Origin of the sequence: Methanobrevibacter sp. (assembly GCF_045646205.1) — an archaeon.
Classification (GTDB): domain Archaea; phylum Methanobacteriota; class Methanobacteria; order Methanobacteriales; family Methanobacteriaceae; genus Methanocatella.
This window is the reverse complement of record NZ_JAZRKF010000002.1, coordinates 1-10,650: the sequence shown is the minus strand read 5'-3', so window position 1 is coordinate 10,650 and position 10,650 is coordinate 1. Positions and strand designations below refer to the sequence as shown.

General features: G+C 36.3%; 15 protein-coding genes. All 15 read right to left on the bottom strand.

What is annotated here, in order from left to right:
• Positions 1 to 895 (bottom strand): F420-nonreducing hydrogenase (locus ACKI44_RS00665; protein WP_407420791.1); only part of this gene is annotated, 895 nt, incomplete at its 3' end.
• Between the two features lie 16 nt (positions 896 to 911).
• Positions 912 to 1,337, bottom strand: a complete 426-nt coding sequence (locus ACKI44_RS00660; protein WP_407420790.1) for a hydrogenase iron-sulfur subunit — start codon at positions 1,335 to 1,337, stop codon at positions 912 to 914.
• Positions 1,338 to 1,654: 317 nt separating this feature from the next.
• Complete coding sequence (locus ACKI44_RS00655; protein WP_407420789.1) at positions 1,655 to 2,905, bottom strand: SufB/SufD family protein; 1,251 nt, start codon at positions 2,903 to 2,905, stop codon at positions 1,655 to 1,657.
• A complete protein-coding gene (locus ACKI44_RS00650; protein ID WP_407420788.1) occupies positions 2,874 to 3,629 on the bottom strand; it encodes an ABC transporter ATP-binding protein in 756 nt (251 codons plus the stop codon). The genes ACKI44_RS00655 and ACKI44_RS00650 overlap by 32 nt, the downstream gene beginning before the upstream one ends.
• A 140-nt stretch (positions 3,630 to 3,769) precedes the next feature.
• Entirely contained in the window at positions 3,770 to 4,039 is a 270-nt protein-coding gene (locus ACKI44_RS00645) for a PRC-barrel domain-containing protein (protein ID WP_292739171.1), read from the bottom strand.
• Positions 4,040 to 4,094: 55 nt separating this feature from the next.
• Positions 4,095 to 4,703, bottom strand: a complete 609-nt coding sequence (locus ACKI44_RS00640; protein WP_407420787.1) for an NTP transferase domain-containing protein — start codon at positions 4,701 to 4,703, stop codon at positions 4,095 to 4,097.
• A 17-nt stretch (positions 4,704 to 4,720) separates the two neighbouring features.
• Positions 4,721 to 6,190, bottom strand: coding sequence for a methanogenesis marker 14 protein (locus ACKI44_RS00635; protein WP_407420786.1), 1,470 nt, complete (start codon positions 6,188 to 6,190; stop codon positions 4,721 to 4,723).
• A 156-nt stretch (positions 6,191 to 6,346) separates the two neighbouring features.
• Positions 6,347 to 7,279, bottom strand: a complete 933-nt coding sequence (mtrH, locus tag ACKI44_RS00630; RefSeq protein ID WP_407420785.1) for a tetrahydromethanopterin S-methyltransferase subunit H — start codon at positions 7,277 to 7,279, stop codon at positions 6,347 to 6,349.
• Positions 7,280 to 7,291: 12 nt separating this feature from the next.
• Positions 7,292 to 7,546 carry a tetrahydromethanopterin S-methyltransferase subunit MtrG gene (gene mtrG / locus ACKI44_RS00625; RefSeq protein ID WP_407420792.1) on the bottom strand — a complete coding sequence of 85 codons (255 nt, stop codon included), beginning with the start codon at positions 7,544 to 7,546 and terminating at the stop codon, positions 7,292 to 7,294.
• 10 nt (positions 7,547 to 7,556) lie between these two features.
• Complete coding sequence (locus tag ACKI44_RS00620; RefSeq protein WP_407420784.1) at positions 7,557 to 7,763, bottom strand: tetrahydromethanopterin S-methyltransferase subunit F; 207 nt, start codon at positions 7,761 to 7,763, stop codon at positions 7,557 to 7,559.
• A gap of 13 nt (positions 7,764 to 7,776) precedes the next feature.
• On the bottom strand, positions 7,777 to 8,490 hold the full coding sequence (gene mtrA / locus ACKI44_RS00615) for a tetrahydromethanopterin S-methyltransferase subunit A (protein ID WP_407420783.1): 714 nt from the start codon (positions 8,488 to 8,490) through the stop codon (positions 7,777 to 7,779).
• Complete coding sequence (mtrB, locus tag ACKI44_RS00610; RefSeq protein WP_407420782.1) at positions 8,491 to 8,808, bottom strand: tetrahydromethanopterin S-methyltransferase subunit MtrB; 318 nt, start codon at positions 8,806 to 8,808, stop codon at positions 8,491 to 8,493. It abuts the gene before it with no gap.
• 12 nt (positions 8,809 to 8,820) lie between these two features.
• Positions 8,821 to 9,633 carry a tetrahydromethanopterin S-methyltransferase subunit MtrC gene (gene mtrC, locus ACKI44_RS00605; protein WP_407420781.1) on the bottom strand — a complete coding sequence of 271 codons (813 nt, stop codon included), beginning with the start codon at positions 9,631 to 9,633 and terminating at the stop codon, positions 8,821 to 8,823.
• A 1-nt stretch (position 9,634) separates the two neighbouring features.
• On the bottom strand, positions 9,635 to 10,336 hold the full coding sequence (gene mtrD, locus ACKI44_RS00600) for a tetrahydromethanopterin S-methyltransferase subunit D (protein ID WP_407420780.1): 702 nt from the start codon (positions 10,334 to 10,336) through the stop codon (positions 9,635 to 9,637).
• Positions 10,337 to 10,349: 13 nt separating this feature from the next.
• The coding region (locus tag ACKI44_RS00595; RefSeq protein ID WP_407420779.1) for a tetrahydromethanopterin S-methyltransferase subunit E at positions 10,350 to 10,650 on the bottom strand (301 nt) is incomplete at its 5' end.

Below are 10,650 nucleotides of genomic sequence, written 5' to 3'. Positions count from 1 at the left end.
CTAAAGCAGCAGGTAATGTGTAAGTATAGAAAGTACCTACAATATCATCTAATTGATCTGCGACAGTTTCAGGATCAACGGTTTTATCTTCTTGTACACCGTAGTCAGATGCAATCGCACTGATCATTTTTGCTCCTTGGTCTAATACTTTAGCAGTAGGACCGTAACATCCTCTACATTGGATACCAATGGAAGGACATTCTGCACCACATAATGATACGGTAGCAGGACCCATACATACTAAACCTTGGGTAATTAAACATAAATCAGGTTCAGGAAGACCTAATTCAAATTGTCTTTTAATGAAGTCCATAGCTAAACCTGCAGGTGGTTTTTCTCTAGGACATACTTCACAGAGGTTGGTTGAAGGTAATTCGATTGTGTCCCCTCTTAATAATGCTAAAACAGCTTCTGCTACAACATCAGAACGAGGTGGGCAACCTGGAATCATTAAGTCAACATCCATAACTTCACCGATAGGTCTTACTCTGCTTTCGAGATGAGGTACATCTTCGTGAGGAATAATGCCTTCAGGGTTTACAGTAGATACAGAATTAATGTATGCTTCTTCTTCTAATTCTTCAACAGTCCATAAGTTTCCGAGACCTGTAATACCACCGTAACATGAACAGGTACCATAAGAAATAACCATGTTAGCTTTTTCATTTAACATTTCAGCTAATTCTCTGTTTTCGTCGTTTCTTACTCCACCTTCGACAATAATAATGTCTAATTCAGGTACTTCATCATATTTAGTATCCATGAGTACAGGGGAAAATTCGAAATCTGCAAATTCCATTACATCAATTAAGGATTCGTGGAAATCCGCAATGGATAAGTGGCAACCGGAACATCCGCCAAACCACATAGTTCCTATTTTAACTTTATCTGCCATATTCAATTCCTCCAATCTATTTTTCAGCATCAATTTGTTGTTTTAATGGAGCTGGACCTAAATCTTTGATTCTGTTAACCATCATTTTAACAGATTCAGAGAATTTTTCACCTTCGGATGCGGAAATCCAATCGTGATAAACTCTTTCTTTTCCAATTCCCATATCTTCAACTAATTTATAAATTAATCTCATTCTACGATCTAATTTGTAGTTACCAGCATCATAGTGGCAGTCACCCATGTGACATCCAGCTACAAATACACCGTCAGCACCTTCTTTAAATGCTTTTAAAACAAATTGTGGATCAATTCTTCCAGAACACATTACACGAATAACTCTGATATTCGGTGGGTATTGCATCCTTGCAGTACCAGCTGTGTCTGCTCCTCCATAGGAACACCAGTTGCAACAAAACATTACAATTTTTACATCATCAGCCATAGAGTTTCTCCTCCTCTATAAATATTTTTTGCGAATTTGAAAAACTTAAAGCCCCTCAAATTCAAATTTTAAACTTTTTTAAAAAATTTTAAAATCTTTTTTAAGACTTACTGTTTTAGGTACGCCTTAAAATCACAATTTCTGTACGTAATGAGCTAGCTCAGCAATACATTATGTACTGATTAATATATTTCATTTATAATTAATATAAAGGTTACTCGGAGATTAAAGTCAAAAAGTTTATATACTATAAAACAAGATTTATTAAAAATGAATTTAAAAGTAATAAATAAGAAAAAAAGAAAATTTAGATGGAATTACATTCCATCAAGACTCATATCAATCATATTTTGAGTTTGTTGAGCTAATTCATCTGGAAGTCCAGTAATATCCATGTTTAAAAATCCTCTTACAATCATAGACTCTGCATCTTCCTCTTCAATTCCTCTAGAGGTCAAATAATTGATTTCATCTTCAGAAATTTTACCGACCGCAGCTTCATGAGACATCTCTAAATTAGCAGAACTAGCTTCAAGTTCCGGCACTGCATAAATAAAACTATCATCTGACAATACCAGTCCATGACATTCCAAATGACCTTTTACATCAGGAACAGTACCTGCCAAATGTCCTCTTGCATAAATTTGAGACTCATCCTGAGCAACAGCCCTTGAGATAACTTCACCACGAGCACCTTCTGCATTCAATAATACCCTAGAACCAACATCAATAATGGAATCCTTTTTACCACCCTGAATACTTTGGAAAATTGCTCTTGAATTTTTACCATCACAATAAGCAGTAGGGAATGATTGAATAGTGCTTACAGGACTGGTTAAAATATAATTATTAATGTATGTGGAATCATCCATCAATTTAACACCAGTTCTTGGACGCACTTCAACTTGTTCCGCCCAATTGTGAACCATTGTAAAGGTAATTTTGGAACCTGGTTTCAAATACATTTCAGAAACTCCAACATGCATAGCTGAAGCCACATCATCACCAGTTGCACAACCAGTAATTAAGTGCAACTCAGAGTTTTCTTCAGCAATGATAACATTGTGAGCTGTCTGCATAATATCAGCATCGCTAATAAACATGCATGCCTGTACAGGCATCACTTCTTTAGTTCCAGGAAGAGATCTTACAAAATAACCGCTTTTAACACCATCTTCTTTTTCACGTAATGCGGTTTTAGCTGTGTATTTGTCAGCATCAGGCTTAACAACATTCCAAAGATAATCCTCAACCCAACTGTATTTATCCAATGCAACACCAATATTCATTACTTCAATTGAATCTGACATGGAGTTATTAGTAAAAATGTTACTTTGGTCAACCTGTAAAAATGAACCAGACCTGTTTTCTTCAGTTGTGTCAACACCTACTTTTAAAAGGTCCTTTTTGGTTTGTTTTCCCAAATCATCCAAGTCATCAATCATGTCTAAAGCATTGACTGTCTCATCTGTAAAATTTTCAATAGTAATATCAGCACCTAATGCTGCTTTTTTATCTTTTGCTCTTTCAGCATCTTCATAAACATTGCGCACATTCAACACATCCATTAAAACCGTTTTTCCTAATATCTTCTAAAATTTCAGATGGATTTCCAGAACAAGAAATTACCCCATCAATTAAAACGTGTGCTTTATCTGCACTGACAAAATTTAAAATGTAACCTAAGTGAGTAATTAAAAGACCACTTCTTTTTCTACTGCGTTGTGGCTTATCTTTATCTAATAAAGTTCCAATTTCAGAAGCTAACAATTCTACATTTTCAATATCCACACCGGAATCCGGCTCATCAAACATTGTGAAATCAGGCATTTGAGCCAATAATTGCAAAATTTCAGAACGTTTAACTTCCCCACCAGAAAATCCTAAATTAACATCTCTGTCCAAAAATTCATCGCTGAATTTCAATTGTTGAGCCAATTCTTTCATCCTAGGATTTAATTCATCATTTACATCTTGATGAGAAATGATTTTTAATAGATCTCCTACAGAAACACCCCTAATAGAAGGAGGAGTTTGGAAACTTACGCCAATACCTAATTTTACTCTTTCTGCAGTTGTCAACCCAGTGATATCCTGACCTTTAAATTTAATAGTACCATTAACAACATTATAATTTGGAAAACCCAATATGGTTAAAAATAATGTACTTTTTCCAGCACCATTAGGTCCTAAAAGAACATGAGTTTCGCCTTCTTCAATAGCAAGGTTAATATCCTTTAAAACCCTTTTTCCAGATACTTCAACTGCCAAATTTTCAATTTCAAGCAACATACAATCACCTTAAAAAATAAATATGAATTTGTTTTATAATAATATAACTATGTTTTATTAAATATAAATAGTTAACAATCGATTTATATAATGAAAAAAATATTTGAAAAAAATAAAAGAAAAAAAGAGAATAACTGAAATTATTCAGTTACAATAATGAATTCGCCGACTTTTTCGACTTTAGCAAAAGGAACTAATAACAAGTCACCATTTCTTTTAGCGCCTTTTACATGAATATTACGGTCACTTTCTACTCTAATAGCTATATCAACAATTTTGCCTGTTTTTTCATTGATAATTAATTCATCTAATACTCCAAGGATACGTGCATTGTTGGTAGCTACTTGATAATTTTTGATTTCACTCCATAATTTTTCTTCTCTTTTAGGAATTTGTTGTTTATTTTCCATTTAATCACCTGAAAAAAATTAAATCTAACTATGTAAATATTTAACTTCATTATATTTAAATATAATATTCTTTGTACAATTTTTCTGCAACCTGACTATCCAAAAGGGTATTAATATTCAAAGCCAATTCCCGTTTTGGAATAACTAACTGATCTTCATCCTGAACAATATTGACACTCCTCAACACGTTCAAACCTGATGGAACATTTCCATTGAATTCATATGAATAATTGAGGCCCAAATCCCTAAAAATTTCAACCGGAACTAAAGTGGACAAGGCATCTTTATCAGATTTAAAATAATAATCCAATACATAATCAATAGTTTCTGTGGATATAAATGGCAAATCCGCATTAATAAAAAGCAAAATGTCTTTATCCGATTTTTTTTCAAAATAATCCAAAATATAGGATAAATCTGTCAGATAACTATCACCGGAAGTGTCTAATATCTGAAAATCCCCGTCAAGAGAATTCAAATATTGTGTAGTTTCGGGAGTGTGATGACTGACCGCAATAACAATTTTATCGATTAATTTAGATTCCTTTAGATTGTCAAGCACATATTTAATTAAGGGTTTATTGCATAATTTAAAGAGAGGTTTTTCGCAGGGAACTTCAAGTCTTGTTCCCATACCTCCAGCCATTAAAATTGCATAAATCATGAAAAACCACTTTCAATTTAAGCGAATTTTCCACCCATCATTTTCATACGGTCTTTAAGGATACATCTTCCTCCTTGTTTACCCCCAATAGGAACTTTAGGAGTACCCATGGAGTTCATACAACGAGCCATAATAGCAGAACCTAACGCAAGACCATCCTCAACAAATACAACATTTTCAAATTTATCCTGAACAGCCTCTAAAATAAGTTGAGGTTTGCGTCCGGTGATACCTGCCCTACCGGTAATACCTAAAGCAGAACCCGGAACAATTACATTTTCTTCAAATGCAACATCCAAACATCTGGTAACAATGTTTCTGCTTACATAATCCAAAGTTGAAAGCAGGGTTGGAAGACCATAAGCATCATAGAATTGCGCACCCAATTCCATCAATTCCGGAAGTTTGTCACCATTAAATCCAACATCACATCCTATTAAGGTAGTGCCTGCTTTTGCTGCAGCTTCAGGATTTAAAGGAACAGTACCAAATCTTTCAACATCCATTGGAACCTTGCAGATGTTAACTAACTTATGAGCCTCCAAAGCATTGGCTTCGGCTTGTTTGTGATCAGCCTTTTTCATTGCCTTATCAGAGTATAAATCTAATGCCGCACCATTTTTCTTGTCAATTTGACCTGAACCTCTAGCCAATGAGTCACTTACAACCCCTGCCAGACCTAAAAAGTTACCAACAGTATTTGCATATGGTTCATTATCATTAACAATACGTCCAGCCAAAGTGGAACCAAAATCAAGAGAAACACAAGGGTTTCTATAATCCACATCAGTCCATTTAGCACCTAATTTAATTCCAGCAGTTACAAGCTCCCCTTCCATTTCATTTGCAACAGTTTCCTTACCTTCAGGAGGAACTACACTTACAACAGCACCATCAAACATGATGTTTTCCAAAAGGGAGTGCTTTTGCAGTCTTTCTGGAAGTTGTGAAATACTCATTGCAGGAGACATTTTCCTTGGCGGAATATCCGCTTCAAGACAACCATCAGCAAGTGCAATAATGAGTTGGCCCGCTTCTTCAGCTGTAGCAAAACCTGCGGTTACTCCAGTTGACCTTACAACAAAATCCAAATCCTCATCCTTGTCAACTTGACATTTCCTAAGTGATTCCAAAACAGTATCTCTTATAAGCTCTGTTACAGCTTCCTTAGAAAGTTCAATACCCCATACTGTTTTACCGAATACCTCTTCATTAGGTTTAGGCGGTCTGATGTCCCTAGTCATTTTTACTGTTTTATTAAGTAAATAAGACTCACTAGTGTTCAAATTAGTAGCCATTACAATGGATTTGGTAGTGGTGTTACCTAATTCAACAGAAGCAGTGACATAAAAGGTATCAGGCTTTTGAACCGCTCCAGGACTTGCGGGACCTGCCCTTTGAGCCCTTAAACTAGCTAAATTACCTTCTTTAGAATGAGCAATGACAGGTTTAGGACCTTTATTAAAAATTTTACTTAAAAAAGACATTATCTAACCTCTCCAAAATATAAAGTTAATTAATAATCTCTTGTTAAGATAATATAAATTTTATTAAAAAGTTTTGAAAAAAAGTGTTTGAAAAATAGTAAAAAAATAGAAAAAAATGATTAGATGAATAAAATCATCTAATCGGGACCCTTATATCTATAATAATTTGTTAATTGGGTGGTCTTCCACAGGTTCGGTACCGATATCTTTTGCTGCTTCAGCAATCATGATATCTGCCATACCACATGCTGGGAATGCAAGTCTGGAGTTTTCGATAGGTCCGAAAAGAACGAAGTCTCCACCAGCCATTTGTTGTACGATGTTTGAACCGATGTCACAAACAGGCCATGCTTCTTTGTGTTCTTTTTTGTATCCTCTTAACCAGTCCCATGCGGATGGAACGTTGTGAATACCGGATCCTACTGGGTATCCCCATTTGGATTTAACTGCGTAAGCGGTTCTTACAGCAGGTCCTGCACCTTGACCTAATGGAGTAACTGCTACGTCCATCCATGGTTTGGTGATTCCACATTCGTCAGCCATTTCAAGAATACCTTGGTCGATAACAGATCCACCAGTTTCCCAGATTTCGATTTTACCAGGTACTCCAGGAGTCATTGGGTTGAAACCTAAGAGAATGGATGCATCGATGTCTGAGTTTTTAACTGCTTCGATTTCACCAGGTTCTGCTGCCATACTTAAAGAGTTGTATACAGCTCTTTCAGCTAAACCAGCATCTTGTACGTATTCTACACCTGCAATTTTTGCTGCAGCTGCGGTTGAATCTATAAGGAAAGGTTTGTCACAGACGTCTCCTACAAATTCTAAGTATTTTACCATAGCTTCTGCAGTAGCACCGAAAGTTTGTACTACACAAGGGTTTCCGGTTACATCAGACATTTCCTCCATGGTTTTAATTCTTTCTTCAGCAGCATCTTTATCAAAGATACCTTCTTTTTCATCACTAATAATGTTATGTCCGCCGTAAAAGATTGTTCCTGCTAAAACGGTAGGGTATTCTCCAGGTTGTCCTCCCATTTTTACTCCAGCAATATCAACGACGATTTGTTCTTTATCAAATCTTAACATAAAATAATCCTCCTATAAAAGACTAGCTAACAATGTTTGGAACATTGCGATTGCACCAAATTTTATAGATATTATCAATATAAATAATCCAAGTATAATACCATACAAAATACCAACATCTCTTCCAGATTGCTGTCCTAAACGTTGGTAATATTCACCAACAGTGAAATCAACTTTTTCTTCAGCATCATCTAATTTTGCAGCTAAAGCATTGAACTCATCTGCTGATACCATGACTTGAGGTACTGAATTTTCTTCGTCACTCATTTTAACACCTCTATAATCCAAATATCTTTGCAATAAAAGGAATAATTACTACTAAAAGGAGTGCTATACAGATACCTAAAGCAATTCCTTTAACTCTAGTTGCAAGTAAACCTGCAAAAAGTTTTCCTTCCCTTGCAAGAAGTTTTGAGCTGTATTCAGCCTCTTCGGAAGCTTTTTTAATACCAGTTACGTTAGGTTTATTAGAAATTTGCACCATAAATTATTCCTCCTTATATCAAGAATAAAAATCCGATTACTAAAGTGAAGATTAAACCAATCATTATACCTTGGACTTTACCTGCATAATTTCCTGCCATATTCCTTTGAACAGCACCAACCATTGCAATTTTGGTATTGATATTTCTGATTCTTGATTCAATGAGAGCAGTTTCAGCAGAAACAACTTTGATTGCTTCTCCTTCGTCTTCGTCACCGTCATCATCATCTACGGAAATGACCATAGCTTCTTCTTCGAAAGCACCAGGATCTTTTTCTACACATTCATTAATTTTAGATTGAATTGCTCCGATATCTTCAGTATCGATTAAGTTAACGATTTCCAATTGTTGTTGGAATCTTTCAACACCTTCTAGCGGAACATTTTCTACAAATGGAATAGCACCAGTTGCACCAATAATTTTCTTTTTGTCAGGGTCAGCACCGTTTTCATGTAACGCTAAGAAACTTTGACCGGTAATGTGTCCTTGCACTTCAGCACCAGCCAAGATTAAGAAACGGATGTTTGGGTTAGAAATGATATTAGCAACAACTTTTTCTATACCTAAGTTTTCTGTTTTACATGGGCCTGCAATAGCTGCTCCAGATAACTCTGCTTCAATGTGAGAAGCTAAGGTAGTTACTGCAACAGGACTTTCAGGATCACCTACAATGTAATCCCCACTGATAACTGGCCAGCCGTCTGCAGGAGCTTTTTTATCAGCCATCTAGATACCCCCAATTGATAATGCAGCAAATATAATAAATATAGCAATCAAGAATCCATATACCATGTTAGTTAATAAACCGGCAGTGATATATGAACCTTCCCTTCCAGGGTAAGCTCCAGCCGGACTGGTATAAGGATCTAAAGAAGCCATTAATTCATCTGCAGCTGCTTCTACTTTTGCAACACCTTCACCAACGTCATCCATAGATAGGAGAACAATTCCTGAACCTAAAGATGAACCGAGAACCCCAGTTACAGGGTCATATGCTAAATTCATTTCAGGTACAATTTGTACCATAGGTAACATTTGAGCCATTATTTATTCCTCCTATTCCTCTACTTTAGGCCATAATCCAGCCCATCTTGTTGATGCTGCATCATTACATGAAGCTTGAACGAATGCTCTGAATGAAATAACCCAACCGATTAAACCTACAACAGTAACAATGAACCAGCCTAATCCTCCACTGATTGAGGATAAGAGACCTACAAGGGTCATTGATAAGAAACCGGTTGAAGCAGCACATTTTAAAGTTCTTACTTGATCTTCGTTTGGTCCTAAACATGCGTTGAATGGGTGTTGGATAGCCATAGTACATAAGATAAATAATACAGCAATGAAACCGGATGCAACAACATGTTTATAAATAGCCATCATTTCAAAACTACCTGCAATTGCAACGGAGAATGCTAAGATAGATAAACAAGCAGCACCAGCAATTTCGATAGTACATTGAAGCATGATAGGGATTTTCATACCGACGATTTTAGTTGCAACAATAGCGATGATTGCACCGATAATAACTGCAATAACAAGAGCTGCAACAGGTCCGAGAATAGTCATTTTAAGGATTGTAGCTAAGCTTATACCAGCTAATGAAGATATAACACCCACGGATAAAGACATGTAACCGATGGATGGTACACCAGTACCTAAACCGTAACTAGCTACTCTACGAATAGCATCTGCTCCCCATACGATAGCGAGAACAGCACCAATTCCAGCTACTACTGAACCGAAATCTCCTAAAAATCCAGCTAAATAAATACAGATTAATCCACCAACGATACCTAAAGCTAATAACATAGTTGAGCTTACTGCACCTGCAGCTGCACCGTCAGCACTTCCACCAGCAGACATTTTATATACCTCCAGTTAAAATAACACAGAAAATTCCGAGTACGACAGATGCAATAGCACATGCAAGTGCACCAGTACCGATTCTTTTGAATTTAGGGTCGTGCATACCTTCGATAGTACCACCAATGTTATATGAAGCAATTACTGAATTTACAAAGAATACACCTACACCTAAAATAGCAGCTAAACCAATACTAATAGCAGGATCAGTTACAAAAGTACTGTCATTTACAGCGGTGTTGATACCGTAGTATACTAATCCACCACCGAAACCACCGAGAAGACCTCCTATAAGACCACTTATGTATGAAGTAGTAGGTACACCGTGACCTTCGGTACCAGGAGTTTTATAAGCTTCTTGGTTACGTTTGGTAATCCAGTCGACATTTACTTTTGATGCAGCAGGTACTACACCTACACCGAATATGTAGATTAAGTTAGCAATGAGCATAGTAATACCCATCATGATCATTGCACCAATAGCACCACCTATACCGACTATATAGAATGGTTCACCCGTCATAGTTGCAGCAGTAATAAGTCCTGTTAAACCTGCACCAGCAGCTAACATAGCAGTACCAGTACCTACACCGGTAGCGGTTGCCATAGCTGCAGGAGCTCCTCCTACAGGAATAAAGTGCACACCTGCACCAATCATAATACCACCGATTGCGATGAATAAAATTAACGTAATTGGATCCATAATTGAAACCTCCTTATTCTTCCTCATATGGTCCGTATTTATTTCTTGCAAATACTTCTAATCTGTCATTTATAATAATTAATAAAATAACAATTATAATACCTACAATAATACCGCCAGTTATTCCAAATACAACTGTATTCCAGAAACTAAAGAATACAACGAGACCGAAACATAAACCAGTTAATGGTCCACCGAATTTAGCACAGAAGTTACCTACATCAATAGAGTTTTTAGCACCTAATGGAGCTTTTGTAACAATATCCCCTTGGATAGCTACAGGAGTTCCTCCACCAAATTCGAATTTTTGATAC

What these genes read in the sequence shown, in the direction of transcription:
- mtrA (WP_407420783.1), bottom strand. Translation starts at nt 8,490, where the DNA reads ATGGCTGATAAAAAAGCTCCTGCAGACGGCTGGCCAGTTATCAGTGGG.
- mtrG (WP_407420792.1), bottom strand. Translation starts at nt 7,546, where the DNA reads ATGAGTGACGAAGAAAATTCAGTACCTCAAGTCATGGTATCAGCAGAT.
- mtrD (WP_407420780.1), bottom strand. Translation starts at nt 10,336, where the DNA reads ATGGATCCAATTACGTTAATTTTATTCATCGCAATCGGTGGTATTATG.
- mtrH (WP_407420785.1), bottom strand. Translation starts at nt 7,279, where the DNA reads ATGTTAAGATTTGATAAAGAACAAATCGTCGTTGATATTGCTGGAGTA.
- ACKI44_RS00650 (WP_407420788.1), bottom strand. Translation starts at nt 3,629, where the DNA reads ATGTTGCTTGAAATTGAAAATTTGGCAGTTGAAGTATCTGGAAAAAGG.
- ACKI44_RS00640 (WP_407420787.1), bottom strand. Translation starts at nt 4,703, where the DNA reads ATGATTTATGCAATTTTAATGGCTGGAGGTATGGGAACAAGACTTGAA.
- mtrC (WP_407420781.1), bottom strand. Translation starts at nt 9,633, where the DNA reads ATGTCTGCTGGTGGAAGTGCTGACGGTGCAGCTGCAGGTGCAGTAAGC.
- ACKI44_RS00655 (WP_407420789.1), bottom strand. Translation starts at nt 2,905, where the DNA reads ATGGATGTGTTGAATGTGCGCAATGTTTATGAAGATGCTGAAAGAGCA.
- ACKI44_RS00660 (WP_407420790.1), bottom strand. Translation starts at nt 1,337, where the DNA reads ATGGCTGATGATGTAAAAATTGTAATGTTTTGTTGCAACTGGTGTTCC.
- mtrB (WP_407420782.1), bottom strand. Translation starts at nt 8,808, where the DNA reads ATGGCTCAAATGTTACCTATGGTACAAATTGTACCTGAAATGAATTTA.
- ACKI44_RS00635 (WP_407420786.1), bottom strand. Translation starts at nt 6,190, where the DNA reads ATGTCTTTTTTAAGTAAAATTTTTAATAAAGGTCCTAAACCTGTCATT.
- ACKI44_RS00645 (WP_292739171.1), bottom strand. Translation starts at nt 4,039, where the DNA reads ATGGAAAATAAACAACAAATTCCTAAAAGAGAAGAAAAATTATGGAGT.
- ACKI44_RS00620 (WP_407420784.1), bottom strand. Translation starts at nt 7,763, where the DNA reads ATGGTGCAAATTTCTAATAAACCTAACGTAACTGGTATTAAAAAAGCT.